Annotated in this window: 12 protein-coding genes and 2 pseudogenes; 10 read left to right on the top strand and 4 right to left on the bottom strand. The window is 61.1% G+C overall.

The window, feature by feature from the left end:
- Window positions 1-30: 30 nt before the first annotated feature.
- From AB4048_RS13920 to AB4048_RS13910, 3 genes and pseudogenes are all read right to left on the bottom strand, one after another.
- Window positions 31-1,718: pseudogene (locus AB4048_RS13920) on the bottom strand (FAD-dependent oxidoreductase).
- A 29-nt stretch (window positions 1,719-1,747) separates the two neighbouring features.
- Entirely contained in the window at window positions 1,748-2,050 is a 303-nt protein-coding gene (locus tag AB4048_RS13915; protein WP_442202558.1) for a UBP-type zinc finger domain-containing protein, read from the bottom strand.
- A 341-nt stretch (window positions 2,051-2,391) separates the two neighbouring features.
- A pseudogene (locus tag AB4048_RS13910) lies at window positions 2,392-2,717 on the bottom strand (hypothetical protein).
- 154 nt (window positions 2,718-2,871) lie between these two features.
- On the opposite strand from AB4048_RS13910, the gene AB4048_RS13905 reads away from it, so the two are divergent.
- From AB4048_RS13905 to AB4048_RS13860, 10 genes are all read left to right on the top strand, one after another.
- The gene (locus AB4048_RS13905; RefSeq protein WP_442202557.1) at window positions 2,872-3,873 is read left to right on the top strand and encodes a TDT family transporter; all 1,002 of its coding nucleotides are present in this window, start codon (window positions 2,872-2,874) and stop codon (window positions 3,871-3,873) included.
- A 351-nt stretch (window positions 3,874-4,224) separates the two neighbouring features.
- Complete coding sequence (locus AB4048_RS13900; RefSeq protein ID WP_442202556.1) at window positions 4,225-4,434, top strand: hypothetical protein; 210 nt, start codon at window positions 4,225-4,227, stop codon at window positions 4,432-4,434.
- Between the two features lie 685 nt (window positions 4,435-5,119).
- Entirely contained in the window at window positions 5,120-6,814 is a 1,695-nt protein-coding gene (locus AB4048_RS13895) for a flavin monoamine oxidase family protein (protein WP_442202555.1), read from the top strand.
- 48 nt (window positions 6,815-6,862) lie between these two features.
- Entirely contained in the window at window positions 6,863-12,244 is a 5,382-nt protein-coding gene (locus tag AB4048_RS13890; protein WP_442202554.1) for an AAA family ATPase, read from the top strand.
- A 172-nt stretch (window positions 12,245-12,416) separates the two neighbouring features.
- Entirely contained in the window at window positions 12,417-12,665 is a 249-nt protein-coding gene (locus AB4048_RS13885; protein WP_442202553.1) for a hypothetical protein, read from the top strand.
- 41 nt (window positions 12,666-12,706) lie between these two features.
- The gene (locus tag AB4048_RS13880; protein WP_442202552.1) at window positions 12,707-15,076 is read left to right on the top strand and encodes a TOMM precursor leader peptide-binding protein; all 2,370 of its coding nucleotides are present in this window, start codon (window positions 12,707-12,709) and stop codon (window positions 15,074-15,076) included.
- A gap of 24 nt (window positions 15,077-15,100) precedes the next feature.
- Window positions 15,101-16,552, top strand: a complete 1,452-nt coding sequence (locus tag AB4048_RS13875; protein ID WP_442202551.1) for a SagB/ThcOx family dehydrogenase — start codon at window positions 15,101-15,103, stop codon at window positions 16,550-16,552.
- On the top strand, window positions 16,549-17,259 hold the full coding sequence (locus AB4048_RS13870) for a phytanoyl-CoA dioxygenase family protein (RefSeq protein ID WP_442202550.1): 711 nt from the start codon (window positions 16,549-16,551) through the stop codon (window positions 17,257-17,259). The genes AB4048_RS13875 and AB4048_RS13870 overlap by 4 nt, the downstream gene beginning before the upstream one ends.
- 414 nt (window positions 17,260-17,673) lie before the next feature.
- Window positions 17,674-17,880 carry a helix-turn-helix domain-containing protein gene (locus AB4048_RS13865; protein ID WP_442202549.1) on the top strand — a complete coding sequence of 69 codons (207 nt, stop codon included), beginning with the start codon at window positions 17,674-17,676 and terminating at the stop codon, window positions 17,878-17,880.
- Between the two features lie 826 nt (window positions 17,881-18,706).
- Window positions 18,707-19,057, top strand: coding sequence for a hypothetical protein (locus AB4048_RS13860; RefSeq protein ID WP_442202548.1), 351 nt, complete (start codon window positions 18,707-18,709; stop codon window positions 19,055-19,057).
- A gap of 157 nt (window positions 19,058-19,214) precedes the next feature.
- On the opposite strand, the gene mgtA is transcribed toward AB4048_RS13860, so the two are convergent.
- Entirely contained in the window at window positions 19,215-21,794 is a 2,580-nt protein-coding gene (gene mgtA / locus AB4048_RS13855; RefSeq protein WP_442202547.1) for a magnesium-translocating P-type ATPase, read from the bottom strand.
- Between the last annotated feature and the right edge of the window lie 199 nt (window positions 21,795-21,993).

Below are 21,993 nucleotides of genomic sequence, written 5' to 3'. Positions count from 1 at the left end.
CGCTGGAACCAACCGACTGCCCTTGAGCAACTATGCCGACATTCCGCGGCTCGACGGTTCTGCGAACTTGTCCATCGACTTCAGAACGGCATGGATCTGGGCGACGACCGCCGCACCCTCGCCAACCGCCGCCGCGACGCGCTTCGTCGAACCCGACCTCACGTCGCCGATGGCGAAGAGGTTCGGTACGCTTGTCTCGAGCGGATGTGCCCGCTCTCCGAGGCCATCGGACGATATGTCGGCGCCGGTCAGTATGAAACCGCTGCCGTCACGAGCGACGCGGCATCTGACCCATTCCGCGTTTGGATCGGCCCCGATGAACAGAAAAAGATGCCGCAGTGCGCCCCGCCGCGGCATTGTGAAGGATCGCTCCGGACAGTCCCGTATTTTCGTTTCCGAAAACGGATGCGATCTCGCAGCCCGACATGAAGGACGACGTTGGAGAGCGCGGCGATCCGGTCGACGAGATAGCGCGACATCGTCTCCTCCAACGGCCTGCGGACGACGAGATTCAGCCGCCTGACCTGCGGCGCGAGATATGCCACGGCCTGCCCGGCCGAATTGCCGCCGCCGACGAGGGCGATCTCCTCGCCTTGGCAGAGCCGAGCCTCGACCGGGGTCGCCCAGTAGGAAACGCCTGCGCCTTCGTAGGTGTCGATGTTTGCGACCCTCGGACGCCGGTAGCGCGCTCCGGAAGCGATCACCACGGTCTTGGCGCGCACGGAGCGTCCGCCGGTCAGTTTGAGCACGTGCGGCATTCCCAGTCGCTCCGCAGGCTGGAATTCGAGTACGGCAAGCGGAAGGGCGATATCGGCCCCAAACTTGAGCGCCTGATTGAATGCCCGCCCGGCAAGGGCCTGCCCGGAAATGCCGGTCGGGAAACCGAGGTAGTTTTCGATCCTCGCCGATGCGCCTGCCTGTCCGCCGGCCGCACGCTCGTCGACAACGATGACTTTCAGGCCCTCGGAAGCGGCGTAGACTGCCGCCGCAAGCCCGGCTGGGCCTGCTCCGACGATCGCCACATCATAGAGGGCCTGCGGGTCAATGTCGGGCGTGATGCCCAAGCAGATGGCTGCTTCAAGCTCGGTCGGATGCTTCAGGACGGTGCCGTTTGGACACACCATGACAGGGACGTCCTCAGGTGCGACGCCCAGTCTTTTCACAAGCGCCTTTCCCTCCTCATCGACAGTGCAGTCGAGTACCAAATGCGGGTAGCCGCTTCTCGTCAGGAAGCCTTGAAGTCGGGTGAGAGCGGAGCTGCCTGGAACGCCGATAAGGATTGAGCCGGCGCCACCCGCGTCGATGAGCGCTACCCTTCGTAGAATGTAGGCGCGCATCACCAGTTCGCCGATGTCCGCCGATCCGATGACCATCGCACGAAGATGCGGGCCGTCGAACGGCAGGGCGACGCACCCTTCAGGACCCGCCACGCCCCTTACGAGCGAGGGCCGGCCCGAAAGTTGGCTGACCTCTCCCGTGAATTGACCGGGCTTGTGGACGACGATCACGACTTCGCTCGATGGGCCGTCATGGCGGTAGACCTGGAGCGATCCTTCGAGGACGATCCAGATGGGGTTGGCCTTTTCACCGAAATCGTAGACGATTTCGCCCGCTTCAAATTTACGGGCGTCCGCGCTGGCGAAGCGTCGGGCTGTCGCCATTTGATGGGCGGCGAGCGTGGGGAACATCTGTTCAATTCGGCTGTTTGAAGTCGACATGACTGCCTCCGGCAAACTCGTTATAGGTGCTAGGTGTACCTCGGGATGGGCCCGTTCTGCGGCGTCTGGTTCGGCAGATCCACCATCGTCTCGTCGACGTAGCACCATCCCCAGCCTTCGGGTGGGTCGTAGCCCTCGATGATCGCATGGCCTGTCTCATGGAAGTGCGCAGTCGCGTGACGGCCTATGGACTGATCGCAGCATCCAACATGCCCGCATTCCCGGCAGAGCCGCAGGTGGACCCAGCTCTGATCGATTTCCAGGCACTCTTCACATCCAAGCGTCTTCGGAACAACATCCCGGATCGTCGTCACGTGCCCGCATTGTTTCATCGAACGATTTCCCAAGTTTCGCAGCACGAGATTTTCAGGCCGCGTACGTCGACGCCAGAGACATCCACGCTATCCGCCGGGCGGTCGATGCAATCTGGCACCGAATTCGGCTTTTGACCATCGGACTTGGGTATAGCCGGCAGACGTTGAAGAGCCTTGCTCGCTCGCCTGCCTCGGAGCCGTCGGGACTTCCAGTCATGACTTCATCAATGTTGACAATACCCAGTAGCGGCGAAGGGCGACCTTGATTGACGATTGCGCCCCCGCGCCTAGATTAACGCTTAAGTTCAAGTTGAGATAATTGTCGTCCGACACCAGGTTTAGATTTCCCGCGTTGAAGGTCAGGTTAAAAAGGGCATGATATCCAAGCCGTCGCCGGGAAAGACGGTAATGTGGGGTGGTCCTGAAAAAGCCTTGCAGCGGCATCTGCGGTTTCAGCCTCTATCACCAGATAGCCGCAGAATGGATTGACCGCGTCGGTGACGCCGTCCCTGGTAATGCGCGTCGTCTTTCCCACCATGCCGCCACCATCAAGGATAGACGCAGCGTTTCTTTGCTCCCAGGCCGCCCACTGCCCGATGCCGCTCGCATCGACAGCATTCTGCTCGGCTTTGGGCAGGCTTCGATAAGACGCGAGGTCTTCGGGCTTCAAGGCTGCGTTTCGCAGGCGCCAGTGCGAGACCCAGCCTTGCCTGTTTTTCTTTTGCCAGCCGAGACCATTCAAACCAAGGTGCTTCATCAAAAGGCACCACGTCTTGTGGAATACAAGTTGGACCGTTACGGTGGAGACATAAAGCCTAATCCAACCATGGGTCGGCGGCATGGCCGCGAACGGACTTAGAACCCTGTCCGAACGAATGCGCAGCTTCCCAACGCCGGTAGCTGGATTGGCGCTCGGTATAGCGAGCCTCGGGTTGTCCTGGGAAAACCTGCGTCCCGGCGCAGGCCTTGCCGAAACTGCGGCCGTCATAGCCGCGCTATTGCTCATCCTCTTGAGCGTGCGATTTGTTCTGCACCCAGAAACGCTCTCCCGTGACCTCGCCAATCCAGTGGTGGGCGGTGTGGTCGCGACATATGCGATGGCGTGGATGCTTATTTCTATAAGTCTCTGGCAGTTCAGTCACATGGCCTGGGCATTGTTGTGGTTGTTCGGACTGGGCGTCCACGTGGCGTTCCTGTCATTGTTTGTCAAAAATAGAATGGCTGTCCGGTTCGAGCTTCTCCACATGGTGCCGAGTTGGCTTGTACCGCCAGTCGGCATTATTGTTGCCGCCGTCGCCTATCGCGGCCCGCATGAAGGCATTTTATTCCAGTTGGCTGTCGTCGCATTGTACTTCGGGATGCTGGCCTATGCGCTGATGTTGCCGGTGATGTTCTACCGGTTCATTTTTGCCGAGAACGTGCCCGTGACCGCGATGCCGACGCTGGCGATCCTTGCGGCCCCGGCCAGTCTGTCCTTGACTGGCTATTTGTCTTTGGCCGAAGACCCACAACCGTTGCCCGTTATTCTGCTGATGGGCATTGCAGTGCTGATGACGGCTATTGTCCATGTCGCGTTCCTGCGACTGCTCATGTTGCCGTTCTCGCCAGCGTATTCGGCCTACACTTTCCCCTTGGCCATCGGGGCGACGGGGCTCTTCAAAGCGGCCTTACAGATGGAAGCTTGGCAAATTCGACAGAAGCTAATCGACCAGACACGCGGACTGGCGGTCTTTGAATTGCTCATTGCGACCGCAGTTGTTGCCTACGTGACTGCACGGTTTGTTCAATTTGCCTGGGCGCACTGGTGGCAATCACCTCGATCAGAGGTGACGGAGGCATAGCTGGAGCATTCGGCGGCGATATATTCAGAGCAACACATCGTTGTCATAGTCGCCGCATGGTCTCGGAATTGTCCATGCGCAAATTCGTCGCCCTTGTCATCTTTGCCCTGTTCTTCGCTGCGCCAGTGGTCGCCACACGTTCACCGATGCGGGCGGTCGAACGGTTGAAGTTCGGACAAGGTGGAGCGTGTTTTGGCTGCGGGACCGCGCGCGTCCGTCCTTCTATATGTTCTTGCGCCCGAAAAACTCCTCGGCTGGGTCCGCCCGCCGAAGGCGCAGGAGAATGAATCTCTTCTTCCTTCAGTGCGCGATCTCCCCACCCTTGGTCGGCTGACAGGCCAAGGGGGCTCGGTGAATATCCAGGCTGTGACCGCCGCAAAGCCCGATCTCATCGTCGACGTGGGAACCGTCAACGAAACCTATGTCTCACTTGCAAACAAGGTACAGGAACGGAAGGATGTCCCTTACGTGCTGATCGACGGGCGCTTCTCCCGGACGCAGGACAGCTTACGACAGGTCGAACTGGCAGCTTTTGGGAATTCGCCGGCGCTTTCGGAATGACTGGAATGCGGGCGCTAAGCGGTCAATCACGTAGAAGTTGCCAAACTACAGCTTCGGGGCCGACAGAGTGATAGCGCGCCGAGGCGGCCGGGATTCGACCCTTGTTCCGCCTCGGCGACCACGCCGGCCCAGCCCGTCCGACGCTGCGGCGATACACGGTTCCGCGACCGCCACGACGGGTAACGAGCAAGAAACGTGCCTCCTGAGCGCAGCCGCGCTGCTCGTATTCCTTCAACGCGATGGGCTTCCAAAGCTCGGCTTTGCGTGCCTGGGCTGTTTCAAGTTCCTGAGCACCGGCGTCCGGGCTCGTTTGCACCGCCTGCTGCTTTTGTAGCCAAATCAGCGCCGAAGGTTGCCCTCCCAGACCCTCCCAGGACAGAAGGCAGCAAGTGCATGACTTTGCAGGCAAAATCGCGATCCGGGCGGGGTCATCATCGGCGCCAATCGTGACCCCTCTCGATTTCGATTTCGTATATGTAAATCAATGCTTTACGTAGAATCGGCAGAGGTTAACCTTCGGTGCTGATTCACAGGCTCGACTGCATCCGCGCAAGAATGGTGATACTGTAGTTCCCAGCGGAGGTCCTCGAAGGCTCAAGTCGCATGGGGCGTCGGACCTACCAGCCGTAGCACGTCGATCGACCAATCGGGGGGCGCCAGCATGACAGTCGAAGGGGATCATAGGATGTCCCGAGACATTCTGGATGTCGCCATTATCGGCGGGGGTGTATCGGGATGTTACGCCGGTTACCGACTGCTCACCGCCGATCCCGCAATCCCCAAGCTGCACGGCATGCTGATGGCGTCCGGAGGCGGTTCACTCTCCGTCGCACTTTATGAAGCCAGCGATCGGATCGGAGGGCGGCTCTGGAGTTACCGCTTTGCGGAGTTGCCGAACCAAGTCGCCGAGATGGGCGGGATGTGCTTCAGTCCACTTCACGCAAATGTCTACGGGCTCTGCACCAAGGAACTGCAACTAAAGACCGAGAAAGCCGACGAGTTTAGTGTTTACAACCTTCAGTATCTTCGAGACCATCGTTTTGCGTTTGATGACTATGTCCCAAAGGATAGACCGGACCGCTATTATCCCGGCACTGTACCGTACTTCCTCGATGACAAGGAGAAGTGGCAACTGCCGACAGACTTGATGCTTTCGGCGTTCGAGAAGGCCGTACCTGAAGTCGGACCTTTGCTCAACCAACTCAAAGAAATAGGGGACGATCCCGACAGGGCCAGAAAGATTATCAGCAAGCTGGACCTGGCGCTTCGAAACGCGCGGTTGGCGGGGACCGACTTACAGCTCCACGACTACGGTTTCTGGAACCTTCTGTCCCAACACGCGAGCCAGGAAGCCTATGAAATGGCCACGATGTCCTCGGGCTTTTACTCGACGACGCAAAATTGGAATGCATACAACACGCTGCTCGGCGCCTTCGTCGACTTCTCCGTCCCGCAGACGTGGACCAAGCTGGAGCATGGCTACGACGCATTGCCCCTCGAGATGGCCCGGCGTTTCGCTGGGCTTGGCGGGAAGATTTGCACCGGAACGCGATTGTGCGGGCTCGAGATCCAGGGGCAGGGTGCTGAAGCCGTCATTACGATGCGACTCGAAGCGCCCGGCGTCCGCGCCTGGACGCAGCAGGCCCGAAATGTCATCCTGGCGATCCCGCCGCGGTCGGTTCGGTTACTGGATCAGGACACGTTTCTTTTCCGGAGCGACCAGTTCGTTGGCGACCTGAGCACGGTAACGTGCGAGCCCGCCAGCAAGCTGTTCCTGACATTCGCGGAGCCCTGGTGGAAGAAGGTGGCGACGCCTCCCAATCAGAGCAAGAAGACCATCGAGAGCGGCCAGTCCGCGACCGACCTGCCCATGCGGCTCTGCTACTACTTGGGAAGCGAAAGGAACGGCAAATCGCTGCTGCTGGCCTCATTCAGCGACTCCATCGCCGTCGAATATTGGAACGGCTATCTTCCCCGGAGCCGCTTTGGGCTATCGGACCGGGAAGGCGCCGCTCAAAGTTACCCCAGCGCAGTGCTGATAGAGCCCCCTCCGGCGATGGTGCGGGACGCAGTGAGGCAACTGAGCGCGGTGCACAACTTCGAAGTGCCGGCCCCGATTTCTGCGGCCTTCGTGAACTGGAGCGCGGACCCTTACGGTGGCGGCTTTCACTTCTGGAACACCCACGTGCGCAGTTGGGAGGTGATGCCTCGAATCCGCTGCCCTATCTCCGGCGCCAACGTGTTCCTGTGCGGCGAGGCCTTTTCGGCAAAACAGGGTTGGGTCGAGGGCGCGATCAATACAACTGAAACGACGCTTGAGACCTGTTTCGGGCTGTCTCGGCCGACATGGGTGCCTGAAGACTACGACTTCGGACCCTGAGGCAATAACGGTCTCTCACTCGGCGGAACGGCTGCAAAGGGAATAAGAATGGCGCTCAACAGGCCCGGATCCACTATCGCCACGGCTGCGCCGATCATCGACGGATATCGCGCCCTGGACGAACTCCCCAGCGGCGACTTCTCGAGCCTCGTCTACCGCGCCGTGCGCAGCGGGGACGAGACGCCTGTCGTGCTGAAGATACTCCGCAACGCATACGCGACCCCGTTGGAGCGTGCGAGCTTTCAATGGGAATACGAACTCCTCCGCGAATTGGACATTCCTGGCGTCGTGCGCGTCTACGATCTCGCCTCGTACGAAGGCTGCCCTGTCGTCGTGTTTGAGGAGTTGGGCGGTGAATCTCTGGCCGACCTCCTCGGCAAGCGCCCGCTCGCCCTCATCGAGGCTCTGGAATGCGCCGTCCAATTGGCTCGGACGCTCGATCGGCTGCACCGCGCCGCGATCTTGCATTGCGGCGTGAGCCCTTCGGCTGTCGTGTTGGCGAAGGCCGGTCAGGCCGTCTTGACCGATTTCAGTCACGCTACCGACCAATCGGGCCTGCGGCCGGCACCGCGCGCGGTGGGCCCCATGGCGGATCGGCTCACCTACATGTCGCCGGAACAGACTGGACGCATGAACCGCTCGGTGGACGACCGCAGCGATCTTTATTCGCTCGGCGTGACCCTCTATCAAATTCTGACCGGAGTGCCGCCGTTCTCCGGCGACCATCCGCTCGCGCTGATCTATGCCCATATCGCTACGCCCCCAACTCCGCCGAGCGACATAAGTCCGGCTATCCCCAGCGTTCTCTCCGCCATCGTTCTCAAGCTCATGGCGAAGAACGCCGAAGACCGCTATCAGTCGGCGCTGGGTCTGAAAGCCGACCTCGAGGAGTGCCTTCGCCAGTGGCGCGCAAGCGGGGCCATCCAGCCTTTCGAGTTGGGACGGCGGGACCTGCCGCGCGAGCTGTGCATTCCAGAACGACTCTATGGGCGCGAACGCGAAAGCGCGATTCTGATGGCGGCGTTCGACCGGGCGAGCCAAGGATCGGGCGAACTGCTGCTTGTCTCGGGGTCGCCTGGCATCGGCAAGACCACGCTGGTGAACGAGGTCCACCGCCCCCTCACCAAGCGTCGCGGCAGCTTCATTTCTGGCAAGATTGATCCCCTGCAGCGCACTGTACCTTATGCGGCGCTGGCGCAGGCTCTTCGTTCCAAAGTCGAACAAGTCCTAACGGGATCTACGTCGGAGGTGGCCGATTGGCGCGATCGCGTACTCGAGGCCCTGGGGACCAACGCCGGGGTCATCAGCGAAATTGTGCCGGAGCTAAAGCGGATCATCGGGGAACAGGCTCCCGCGCCGTCCGTCGCGCCGAGGGAGACCCAGAACCAATTGCACCTTGCCTTCCGGCAGTTCTTTCGGGTCCTTGCCCGCCCGGAGGATCCACTGGTGTTGTTCCTGGACGACCTCCAGTGGGCAGACACCTCGCTGCTCGGGCTAATGCAGTCTGTGCTTTCAGCGAGGGACGTCTGCCTGCTTGTCATTGGTGCCTATCGGGACAACGAAGTGTCGTCGGTCCATCCTCTGATTCAGACCGTAGATGAGATCCGGAAGGGCGGCGCTCGCGTCAACGAGGTGCGGCTCGGGCAACTCAGCGGGGCGCATGTCGTTCAGCTGATTTCTGACACGCTGTCCTGCTCGATCGAGGCAGCTCAGCCGCTTGCCAAGCTGATGCTGGATAAGACCGATGGGAACCCGTTCTTCCTGCGCGAATTCTTTCGCACGCTCCGGCAGGAAGGCCACCTGGCGTTCGATCTTAACGCTGGCCGCTGGACTTGGGACGTCGACCGGCTTGAATCGCTTCATATAACGAGCAACGTGGTGGATCTCGTCGCCCGGCGGGTCAGGCAATTGTCCGAGACCACGCTCCGAACCCTCGAGGCGGCAGCCGTTATTGGCGCTCGCTTCGAGCTCGGGCTGCTCGCAGCCCTCGTTGGCATGACGCCACATGCGACCGCGCTGGCGCTCAAGGAAGCCATGCGCGAAGGGGTCGTCGTCCCTCTCGATGAAGGTCATCGGCTGGCCGAGCGACTGGCGGGCGGCGGCGATGAGAACTTTAGGTTTGAATACAGCTTCGCCCACGATCGCATTCAGCAGGCGGTCTACTCGATTCTGACCGACTCGGAGCGTGAGTCTCTTCACTTGCGGCTGGCCCGACTCTTGCAGGCGCGCGCGGGGCAAAGTGGTGTAGATTTCACTTTCGACATCGCCAATCACCTTCATTTGGCACAACGGCTGCTCAAGGGGACCGCCGGGCAAGACGAGATGGCCCAGATCAATCTTAGCGCCGGCCGGAAGGCCCGCGCAGCCTCTGCCTTCGCTACCGCCAGCGAATTCTATCGCAGAGGCATCGAAGCGATTGGCGCCGAGGGTTGGATCAGGGACTATGGTCTCGCACGCGATCTGTGTCTTGAGGGCGCCGAGGCCGCTGACCTGAACGGAGAATTCGAGCATACGACGGAGTGGACGGCGTCGGTGATCGAGCACGGCGCCACCGAACTGGACCGCATCCGGGCCTACGAAGTCCGCGTCATGGCGGCCATCGCACGCGGCGAGCCCGACGTGGCGGTGGATGAAGGCCTGAAATTGCTCAAGCTGTTGGGTGTGCGCATCCCGACGGCCCCAACAAAGCGCGACATTGTGCGGGGGCTATTGCAAACCAAGATGCTGATTGCCTTCAGGCCCGTGGAGAGTCTTTCCCAGTTGCCAGTCATGACAGACGAACGGGATCTGGCCACAATGCGCCTAATGCAGTTGGTCATGACCGCCGCTTATATTGCGCGGCCCGACGTGTTCGCCGTGACGGTGTTCAAGTCGGTCATGCTGTCAGTACGGCGCGGCAATTCACCGCTCGCGGCTCAGGGATACCTCTCCTACGGGATCATCCTGTGCGGCGTAACCGGCGACGTCGCGACCGGTTACAAGTTCGGTGAGCTCGCCTTGACGCTCCTGGACCGATTCAACGCTCGATCGCTGCGCCCGCGGGCCCTGTTCTTGTTCAACGGCTTCATCTCCCACTGGCGCAACCACTATCGCGAAACCTTCGCCCCACTTCGGGAGGCCTACCAATTGGGCCTCGAGAGCGGCGACTTCAATTTCGCCGGCCTTGCGGCGTTCGACTATACGTTCCAAGCCTATTGGTCCGGTGAAAATCTGGCCAGTCTCGAACGCGAGTTGGCCAGCTATACAGAAGTCTTTCGGACCCTCAAGCAGGAGATCATTGTCGAGCTGTTGACCATGTACCGTCAGGCGGCCTTGAACCTCATCGCAGGCGCAGTCACGCCGGACACGCTGACCGGGGAGTGCTACGACGAGGACACAGTTGCCCCGGCATTGGAGGCCACCCACAACATCAACGCGCTTTGTCAGCTCCACCTGCACAAGATGATCCTGGCATACCTGTTCCGGCGGCACGAGGACGCGGCCCGCCACTCGGCCAAAGTCCGCGAGTACCTGGAGGGCCTGACCGCCACGCAGGGCGTACCGATCTACTACTACTACTCGGCGCTCAATCATTTGGCTCTGGCTGGCAAAGGGTTCGCGAGGCGCGAGGGCAACCCCCCGCCGAACAAGAAAGCCGTGAAGGACGTTGTCAAGAAACTGCGGAAGTGGGCGGCACTGGCGCCGACGAACTACGCACACCGGCTGCACCTCGTAGAAGCCGAGCTGGCTCGTGTCCTCGGCCAGGATGCGACGGCCCGCGAGCACTATGACAAGGCCATTCTGCTCGCTGGGCAACATCAATTCCTGAACGATGTCGCGCTGGCAGCGGAATTGGCCGGCCGCTATCATCTCAAACGCGGTCTGACCCATTTGGCGCGGGCCTACCTGCGCGACGCGCACTATGGCTACTCACAGTGGGGAGCGTTCGCCCTGGCACGGCAGATCGAGGCGAGTTTTCCGCAGTTCGTTGCGCAATCCAGCTTGGCGCTAGCCGACCCGAGTGGTTCGCTCGCGCAGGCAGAGGGGGGGCCGGGCCTCGACTTGGTCAGTGTTCTACGCGCATCGCAGGTCATCTCCAGCGAGATCGAACTTGAGCCGCTGCTGCGTCGCTTGATGAGCTTGGTGATGGAAAATTCCGGCGCTCGTCGAGCCTGCTTCCTCTTCGAACGGGAACACCGGTTGTTTATTGAGGCCGAGGTCACGGCGGACCATCCGGAAGTCACGCTTCAAGCTCAGCCAGTTGACGCCATAGAGGACGGCCAGCCGTTGCTGCCGCTCAGCATCGTCAATTTCGTGATCCATACTCAAGAAAGCGTATTGCTCGACGACGCGATGGCCGATCCGCGTTTCAGGCGCGATCCGTATTTGGTCCGGATCCGCCCTCACTCGGTGCTCTGCGCCCCGATGGTCAAGCAGGGTCGGATCACGGGGGTGCTGTATCTCGAGAATGACCTTAATCGCGGCGCCTTCACGCCCGCGCGTTTGGGGCTGCTGAACCACATGGCTGCCCAGGCCGCCATTTCCGTGGACAACGCCCGGCTCTACGGCGACATTCGCGCGCTCAACACGGCATATCAACGTTTCGTGCCCCGACAGTTCCTAGGGATCCTGGACCGCAAGGCCATCACCGACGTGATTTTGGGCGATCGCGCCCAGCGCGAAATGACTGTTCTGTTCTCCGATGTGCGCCAGTTTACGCGCCTCTCGGAAGGCATGGGGCTGGACGAGACCTTTGCGTTCGTAAACCGCTACCTGGGTCGGATGGTCCCGGCGGTCGAGGCTCACAACGGCATCGTCGACAAGTACTTGGGCGATGCGATTATGGCCCTTTTTCCCAGACAAGCGGACGACGCGTTGGATGCGGCCATCGCCATGTTGCGCGCGCTGGCCGATCTGAACGAGGACCTTGCGGCCGAAGGGCGCGCCCCTTTGCAGGTCGGTATAGGGCTCCACTACGGGCAACTGATGATGGGCATGGTCGGCGTCCACGAGCGCATGGACGGCACAGTGATCGGCGACGCCGTCAACGTGGCGTCGCGGATTGAGGGGTCGACGCGTGCCTATGGCCTCCCGTTGCTCTTGACGTCCCAAGTGCGTGACCGCCTCGAGTTCCCTGGCCGCTTTGCCCTGCGCGAGATCGATCGCGTGCGTGTGGTTGGCCGCGAAGAGCCGGTTACCTTGTTCGAATCGTTTGACGCCGACGCGCCTGAGGTCTGTTTGGCAAAGCGGGAAAACGTGCCGCTCCTGGCGGACCTGATCGATCACTATCGCCGCGGACGGCTCGATGAAGCGACCGCTTGCGCTGAGGCGACCTTGGCACGGGCGCCGGATGATTTGGTCGCGCAACTGTATCTGGCTCGATGCAGGAGCTTCGCTCGCGCCGGGCTCCCTGAGGATTGGGACGGTGTTGGGACGCTAAGTCAGAAGTAGGCGCACACTCAGCTGAGCAGACGCCTCATACAGGTTATGCTAGGTTATGCCATTCGAAGGCGGATGCTGGCGCTCCTTGACGCAAGAAAGAAGCGTTTGCCATTGAATATGAACTGCAGTTACATACCATTGCGGTTTTATCCGGTCCAACAAATAGACTAGGGAGATGAAAATGGCCCGCCAGATCACGGCAAGTGAATGGGGTCGAATTATTGCCCATGCATGGATGGATCCGACGTTTGAGCAAGCACTGTCCACCGATCCCGCCAAGGCGGCCAAGAGCTTTCTGCAGCTCGACCCCAACTCCGAAGTCCACGTCTTTGAGGTTCCAGCCAGGCCGGCGGACCTGAGCCAGCCACAGCTCGAAGATATTCGCAGTGGCAAGACCGTGAGTCCATATGTGGCGCCCTACAGCTGCTAAGCGATCACGTGGCTCGCGATGAGGTGCGCACGGCGACTTACATGATCGATCGGATCCGGTTGAGGGAGAACGTCGTTTGTAAGGTTCTGCCCGAGGGGGTCGTCTTGGCGACGGAGGACGGTTCGCGTTTGCTAACAGGGCGCGCGGAGCGCCTGGTCGCGTGCAACCTTGATGGCTCCGCTACCCTGGACGAGATCATTGACCGTCTGGAAGGTGACTTGCCCGCCGCTGAGGTCTGCTATGTCATTGAGCAGCTCACGCGCGACGGCTTCGTCGTGTCCGGGCCTCGTCTCGATGGTCCGGACCGCGGATGGGAGGCGCTCGGCGCACAGCCTCAGGCGGTCAAGCGTCTTCGTCAGGCGGAGATCGAAATCGTTCCGATCGGTGCCGTGAGCGCACGGGTGGCCGAAACGGTCGCCGTCCAGCTGCGGAGCCTCGCCACGCGGCGCGACCCACGCCGCGTCGGTGTCGATACACGCAGCAGAGCCGGATCCTCGTGGCCAAATGCACTCCGCGTCGTGCTCGCCGACGATTACCTGCGAAGCGGCTTGGCCGATGCAAATGCTGAAAGTTTGGCCAGTGGTCGTCCTTGGCTCCTTGCCAAACCCACTGGCGCCCAGGCGTGGGTCGGTCCGTTCTTCCAGCCTGGCGAGACTGGCTGTTGGCAATGCCTCGCGCAGCGGTTGCGCGGCCATCGTCGGGTCGATGAGTACTTGCGCCAGAGGAGCGGCGCGGATGACATGACGACGGTCGCCCTCGCTGGCGTGCCTGGCGTGGCCAGTGTGGCAGCCGGCCTTGCAACGACCGCAGTGGGCAATTGGATCATGCACGGCCGGTCGGGCCTCGAGGACGTAGTCTGGACGCTCGAAGCAAGGGAGTTGGTCTGGCAGCGGCATACCCTGGTGAAACGCCCCCAGTGTCCTGCGTGCGGTGAGGCTGCGTTGATCGCACGCCAAGGGGGAGCGACGTCGGTCGGTGGCGCGCTACGACCCGACCCAAGCGACGCCCGTCCGTTGAGATTGGTTTCCCGACGCGGCGAGTTAGTCGACGGTGGAATGCGGATTGCATCGCCCGACCGGACCTTCGACCGGCTCAAGCATCACATAAGCCCCATCACAGGGATCGTCAGCGCGCTCGTGGATGTGTCGGCCGTGTTAGGATCCGACAGCGCCGTCGCCGCGAACTTCGTCGCGAGCCATGCGTTCACAACCGGTGCACGCGACGTGGTGGAGCTGCGCTACAGCTTGCAACGTGTCGCAGGAGGAAAGGGCGTAACCTCCGCTCAGGCCCGAGCGGGAGCCCTGTGCGAGGCGCTGGAACGGTATTCCGGCGTATTTGACGGGACGGAATCCGTGGTGCGGGCTCAGATGTCGGAACTGGGGGGGCAGGCGATTCATCCCAACGAATGCATGCTCTTCAGCGAAAGGCAGATGAGTAAAGCGCACGATTCTCCAGCTGCGGCGAACCCAGGCCGCAGGACCGTTGTCCTGCCACCCGGCGCACGGCGCATTCCGGCCCCGTTCGATCCTGACGCAAAGATTGACTGGACGCCCGTGTGGTCGCTCACCCATGCACGGGTCCGCTACCTGCCGACCGCATATTGCTACCACGGGGCCACGAATCGACCGGGCGCGGCGTTCGCGATTGCCGACTCGAACGGCTGCGCTGCGGGGAATGCGATCGAGGAGGCCATCCTGCAGGGGTTCCTGGAACTGGTGGAGCGCGATGGCGTCGCCATCTGGTGGTACAATCGCCTTATTCGCCCGCGGGTCGACGTACGCCTATGGAACGATTCGGCGTTGGACGGCCTGATGGACCGATTCGAGAAAATGGGGCGCGAAATCTGGGTGCTCGACGTGACGACCGACCTTGGGATTCCAACTTTCGCGGCCTTGGCCTGCAACGCCGGTTCGCCGCGAAGGCAGGTCCTTCTTGGCTTTGGCGCCCACCTTGACGCGCAGGTAGCGCTTCGCCGCGCCGTCACGGAACTCGTACAATCGCTGCCGACCGTCCAGGGAGGCGCTTCGCTTCGTACGTCGCTTGACGATCCCCGGGCCGCGGCGCTCGACTGGTGGGCCACGGCGACGATTGAAGATCATCCCTATCTGGCACCAAGTCCGGACGCACGCGCTCGAACGCCGGCGGATTACCCGCTCAGGGCGGGGACCGATTTGCTGGACGCCGTTAACCATTGCGTCGAGATAGCGCGAGGGAACGGGCTTGAGACGCTCGTGCTTGAGCAGACTCGTCCGGATGTGGGGCTAGCCGTGGTGAAGGTGTTCGTCCCCGGACTTCGTCATTTTTGGCCTCGATTCGCGAAGGGGCGCCTTTATGATATCCCCGTTAGCCTAGGCTTGCGAACTCACGTCCTCGAAGAAAACCAACTGAATCCTATTCCGATCTACCTCTGATCCAGTGATCCGATGAACGATCCCATGACACAAGTCGATCGCGGCGCGCCGCGCCGCAAACTGCAGCTCGCCGAAGGCGCTCGAATCGAGTTCGGCTCCGTTGCAGAGGATCCAGTCACCATCTACTGGCAAGTCTGGGCCTACCCATTGGGCGTCCTGACGCCTGCGCTGCGCGAAGCCGCGCGGTCGTTGGCCGACGGGGTGGACGAAGAAGACGTGGCGAGCGACGTCCGACAACGGGAAGGCATGCGAGCCCTCGCTCGTTGGTCTTTGCTGGTCCAGAAGTTTTTGGACGACGGGAGCCTGAGCTGCACGCTCTTGTCCGCCGCCGGCGATCCCTTGGCCACGATTTCGGCGCTCGCGCCGGGGCCGACCATCCTCCTCACGCAGTTTCGTTCCTCCGATGTGGTGGCGCTTTCGCGGTTCGCCTGGCTTCGCGTGATGCATGGGGTGACCGTGCTCGAGTCGCCGCTTGGCCGCGCCCGCATCCAATTGCATGATCCTCGGTTGGCCGCCGCGGTCGCTGGACTTGCGCTTCCCAGAACGGTCGACCAGCTCGCGGCCTCGACCGGGCTCACAGCGGAAACGGCGGCCGCTTTCCTCGGCCTGTTGCGTGGCGCATGCGCGCTGGCGGTCCCGAGCCAGACCGACGTTGACGCTGAGGCCTCCGGGCTTCCCCTCTGGGAGGTCCAAGACGCCATGTTCCATGTCCACAGCCGCCTGGGCCGCAGGGATCTCGCCTACGGCGCAACCTGCCGCTTTCGCGGGCGGATCACCGCGCCACCCGCGGTCGCCCCGGTCGAGGGCCGCATTGTGCCGTTGCCGGTGCCCGATCTGGCAAGGTGCGCCGCGACGGATAGATCTTTCACGGCAGTCCTCGAAGCCAGACGCTCGCAGCGCACGTTCGGCCCCGAGCCCATCCACACGGCGGTGCTGTCGGAGTTTCTCTATCGTTCGGCGCGTGACACCCGACTACCGCCGCATCCGATCGGGAGCGGCGCAGAAGAGTTGACGCCGATCAAGCGACCCTATCCTGGCGCGGGCGGTTGTCATCCCCTCGAGGTCTACGTTGTCGCCCACCGCTGCGGGGACCTCGAGCGAGGACTTTACCGCTATGAGCCTGCTAGCCATGGGCTGGTGGCGCTCGCGGCCGATCCCTCCCGCCTCGATCAATTGCTCGCTGGCGCCCGCAGTGCAGCCGGCGTCGTGGAGAGCCCGCCCGTCCTGATTGTTGTGGCCGCTCGTTTCGCGCGCAGTCTGTGGAAGTACGAAGGGATCGGCTATGCCAACCTGCTGAAGGACGCCGGGGGTCTCCTCCAGACCATGTGCCTGGTGGCCACAGCCATGGGCCTCGCCCCATGCGCGATTGGCGGAGGCGACGCCGAGTGCTTCGCCGCCGCAGCCGGCACGGCCTTCTGGGAGGAGTCATCGGTGGCTGAGTTCATACTTGGATACGCTGTCGGCGAGGCGTCATGAGCTCGTTTAAGGGTCTAAGCCCCACCCCCGAGGAGGCGACCTTCTTCCGCGCCAATGGATTCGTGACTTTGCGCGGTCTGCTCTCCCATGACGAAGTCGCGGAACTGGCGGTAAGTTTTGACGAAGCCGTGAAACGAGCGACCGGTCGCAGTCCGGGCGCTGCCGGTGTCTCCAGCGACAGGTCTGAACCTCTTGTGACCGTCGTCTCGCCGGAAGCGAAGGCACCGACACTGCGCGCGTCTCGTCTTGTCAGCGAGGCGCGTCGGATTATGTCGGTCCTTTTCGAAGTCTCAGAAGAGCAGCTCCTTTGCGGTTGGCGCTGCTTCCTCAAACCCTCCGGAGGCGACGTGACTCCGTGGCACCAGGATGCCGCCTACCGTCCACCCCCCCATCACGGTGGCACTGTCTGGGTGCCGCTCGATCCGGCGACGATGGAGAACGGCTGTCTGGAGTATCTGCCCGGTTCACACCGGGGGGGTGTTCTTGAGCACGCACTCCACGCGAACCACTTTGTGGCCGAGCCTGATGGCGTGGTTGGGGCGGTGAGCTGCCCCTTGAGCCTCGGTGACGTGTCCGTACACAACTGCCTGACAATGCACCGAGCCGGCATCAACCGGACCGCAAGACCGCGGCGCGCGTTCGCCGTGGTTTGCCAGGTGGTGCCTGAAATCCACGCAACAACCGCCTCTACCAGGTCGAACGAGTGATGCACCTGAAGAAAATCCTGGCCTACGGCATCAGCAATCTCGACGTCGTCGGCCAGGCTGGTACGCTGGCGCAGATTATCAGGCGGGAGAGGCAAACCCACCCAGCCATTCAGGCATGGAATGCCACTGACGTTCTTCAGCGCCAACCGACAAGACCGCCAGCGGCAAGATAATGACTGCGGGGGTGATCCGCCCGCGGCGACAATGCCACCGGGTTCGCCATTCAATAACATGCCACTGATTTGATTGATATTATTGGTGCCGCTTACGTGACCCGATCATCACGAACTAAAGCGCGCGCAATTAAATTAACGGAATAAATTCAATGTATTAATTGTGACCGACCTGAGAGATAGGTGACGTTTTGTACCGGGGGCATGGGTAACACTTTTCGCTTTTTGGCGGGAGGTGTTGATGCCGTGGGAAGAGACTTCGGTGATGGAGGAACGTCTTCGATTTGTCGCCCGGCTTTTGGAGGGCGAAGGGATGAGCGATATGTGCCGGGAATTCGGCATCTCTCGCAAGACCGGCTACAAGATTTTCAATCGCTACAAGGATGACGGCCTGGAAGCGCTGACGGATCGGTCTCGACGGCTGGAGAGATTGCCAGTTTTCAAGTGAGTAATACGCTAGTCCTAATTCGGAATTCGTTGTATCGGGGCGGGATTTCCCTGTTTACTTTCTTAGGGAATTCTTTCGCAAGTGTCTGATAAATAAACATTTTTCGCTGGCGAGAACCAGGATCGAGCTGATTTTAGCGAAATATCCCTGTAAATCAGTGCTTAGCAGGGAAATGGCTTTCGGAGACTGGTTCGCGCTGGACTGGAATCACCACCATTTTTTCCTGCCATAAATGCCAATATTCCCAACTCTCTCAAAGAGTTAGGAATATTAATGGCTTGCGCGAACCGTTTTGGCCAACGGCTGGTCAGTTTCTCTCCAGATTGCGCTCGAGACGCGCCATGCCGGCCGATCGCAACGCGACATCACTCCCTATTTTTTTGACCGTGCAGCGCGAGGCCGTAGGCTAGAGCCAGCCGCTCTGCAACATGGCCATTCCGATCGAGCCGACGACAAGCAGTATCACGCATACCTCAAGGATTACGATCGAGGCGAGAACGATCCGGCTCCTGGGTAACTTGATCATCGTGATCCTCCAAGGTGTGGCGACAGTGACAGGAGCTAACGTCTTGAATTAGCTATGACTCGGGAGGACACGCCGAAGCTCTCCAGGTGGCATCCATCCCCCCGCGTAAGTAAAAACTGCAGCGATCGATTTTATTTCTCCAATGAAAATCGTTTCCGTTAAGTATATGTAGGACGAAGATTAGATAATTCCCCAAGCTTGCCAAAATAAAAATAAAGCTGCATGAAGCATAAAATAGTGCTATATTATTTGACTTTCGCGCGATGACGCGCGATTGCTCTTGTGAGATCGGAAAAAACCATGACATCGCCTGTCTGGATTAAACCTGCACTCTGGGGTGCGGTGTGCGGAGCTGTAGCCTTGGCTTTTGTGGGCTTCACCTGGGGCGGCTGGCAAACTCAATCCAGCGCGACCAAAATGGCTGCCGTTGGGATGAGTTCGGCGGTCGCTGCCGCTTTGACGCCCTATTGCCTCGAGCGTTCAAAGGCTGATCCTGCCTCGGCGAAAATCATGGCCGATTTGAAGGCGGCCGGATCATACAGTCGCGGAGACGTCATTTCGAAGGCTGGCTGGGCGACGCCGCTCGGCACCACCGAACCCAACTCCGCTCTGGCCCAGGCTTGCCAGCTTGCGTTGGGGAAAGCCGTCTGATCGGCGCCCATGGCGAGGGGGGGACGAGAATGGTGATCATGACGATTGCGCCAGCTCACCGTCACCCCTGACGCCGCGCTGTCTATTGTTCCAGGAGACGGATCGCCCAAGACTCACTCGGATCAAGGCAGCTTATTGAGAGTGTTCCTTGCGTCAGTCAGGTGTGAGAACGTCTTGTCGAGGTTTTAACCGGCCTGTCGCTGACGGCCCAATACTTCAATAGCTCGGCCAAAACGAGGTAGATGACGACGAGACTGCCGATGCCCGCGAGCACCGGCAAGGGCGGGACGACGAAGCCGAACCATCGCCCGATCGGCGTAAAGGGCATAACCATAGCTGCGGCGAGGGCCAGCAAGGAGGATGCGGCGAGCGCCGGCCGCGGTAGATCCCGCCATGGGCGGCCGTTTGTTCGGATGATGAAAATCACCAGAATCTGCGTGGCCATCGACTCCATAAACCAGGTTGTCTGGAATTCTTCCCGCGCAGCTCTGAACACCAAGAGCAGGAGCCCGAACGTCAGAAAGTCGAACAGGGACGATAGTGGCCCCATGATGGCCGCGAAACGAATGAGACCGCTCATATCCCACACTTGCGGCCGGGCCATGGCCTCGGCGCGCACGCTATCGAAGGGGATGCCGACCTCGGATAGATCGTAAAGGAGATTGTTCAGGAGTATCTGGATCGGCAACATCGGGAGAAATGGCAGGACCATCGAGCCAACCGCCATCGACAGCATATTGCCGAAATTTGAGCTGGCTCCCATGCGCACATATTTGAGTATATTCGCAAAGGTTCTGCGCCCTTCCTCGACGCCCGCTGCCACCACCTCCAGGTCCGGGGCAAGCAGGATCATGTCGGCCGCGGCCTGAGCGACGCCAGTTGCCCCATCGACCGAAAGCCCGATGTCCGCCACTTTCAGAGCCGGAGCATCGTTGATGCCGTCGCCAAGGAAACCGACGACGTCTCCCTTTGCCTGCAGCGCCCTGACGATCCGGGATTTCTGATCCGGCGCCAGCCGACCGAAGGCGTCTATCGACCGAACCTGGATCGCCAGCGCATCGTCGCTCATCGCCGAAATATCGGTGCCGGACAGAACCTTTCCGGCTTCCAGGCCCACGAGGCCTGCCAGGCGTTTCACAACGATAGGGTCATCGCCCGAAAGGATCTTCAGCCGGACACCCGCAGCGGCCAGCCGGGCGATCGCGGCGGCCGCCGTTGGCTTGGGAGGATCGGCAAAGGCGCACAGCCCCTCGAAGGTCAACTCCGTTTCGTCGGTGGCCTCGACGTTTCTGGTCGCAGCCTGCCATGGCCGGGAGGCAACGGCGATCGCGCGCATTCCCTGTTCGGCGAGGGAATGCACCCGATCCAACGCTTCGCCGCGCTCCTTGTCGCCCATGATGGCAATGGCCGGATGGGCCTGTTGGTGCGTGCAGAGGGCCAGGACCGCTTCCGGTGCGCCCTTGACGATCAACAGCGGTGCCTCCGGACCAACCGCAAGGACGGAACCGAGCCGTCTGACGAAATCAAAGGCGTGACGACCGGCAAGCGTCCAGCCTTCCGTGGCTCCGACGCTTCCTTTTATCAAGGCTGCGTCGAGCGAGCCGCGATCTCCGCCGAGATTGGCGGCAATGGCACCGATCAGGGCGGGACGTGGACTATTGCCGCCGTCAGGATCGAGGCTGCCGGCAAGCGTGATCTCCGCCGAGGTCAGCGTTCCCGTCTTGTCCGTGCACAGTATCGACATCGCGCCGAGATCGTGGATGGACGCCAAGCGTTTGACGATGACCTTGCGCTGCGCCATCCGGATGGCGCCGCGCGACAGCGTGACGGTCGTGATCATCGGCAGAAGTTCGGGCGTAAGGCCAACGGCGAGTGCGACGGCAAACAGCAGCGAATCCACGACCGGCTCCCCCAGGAGAACCCGCGCTGTGAGAACAATAACGACCAGAACCAGGGTGAGACGGGCGACGACGAGCGCGTATTGGTGCAAATCGCGCTGAAATGGCGATAGTTCCTGACCTTCGGCAAGTGCTGCAGCGGCGGCGCCGAATACCGTCTGCCTGCCGGTGCCGATAACCAGCGCTATCGCTTCGCCGGTTTGTGCCACGGCACCACGAAACAAAGCATTCGAGGCCTCGCCGGGAGTTGTCGCAGTGACCGTCCCCACCCGTTTTTCGACAGGGTAGGGTTCCCCCGTGAGGGCGGCCTCGCTGGCGGTAAAAGCCGCGCTGTCGAGAAGTACCCCATCGGCGGGTATGATGTCGCCGGCCCGCACCCGAACGACATCCCCAGGCACGACCTTGCCGACTTCGATCGGCATAAATACGCCGCCGCGCTTGACCTCGGCCCTGAGCGCCACCGAATGCCGAAGAACCTCCGCCGCCTTGACGGCGTGTCCCTCCTGAACAGTGTCCAAACCGATGGAAAGCCCAAGGATCGCCAGGATGATCAGGCCTCCCGGTAGATCGCCCGTCACGGCGGAAACGATGCCGGCGATCAACAGGATCAAAGAAAGCGGTTCCAATATTCGGCGAAAGATCGCCCGAGGAATACTGTCAGCCTTGGTCTCAGCGTCGCTATTCGGACCAAATTCGACAAGGCGGCTTTCGGCTTCCTGCTGTGTCAGACCGTCAAGGCCGCAGTGAAGTCGCGCGCTCAGCGCCTCGGGGGACTCTGTCCAGAATGCGGCAAGCGTGTTTTGATGCTCGTCGAGCGGGAGAGGCTTTTCGACCGGCATTGTGGTACTCCGCCTTATTCACCCCAACGTTGCGGCGGCCGCCATCTGGCACTTGCAACCGACCAAGACGGTCCTTCACTTACTTTGAACAACGTGTGCCAGCAGGACCGTTGCGAAGCGCGGATGGTGATTGCCAGGTTTTCGCTTGGATGCACGCATTGAGCCTCCTTCATTCTCCCACGCTGCAAGAGCAGCGGAA

The sequence above is a fragment of the Rhizobium sp. RAF56 genome (genome assembly GCF_052113965.1).
Lineage (GTDB): Bacteria > Pseudomonadota > Alphaproteobacteria > Rhizobiales > Rhizobiaceae > Rhizobium.
This window is presented reverse-complemented; position numbering and strand designations above follow the sequence as displayed.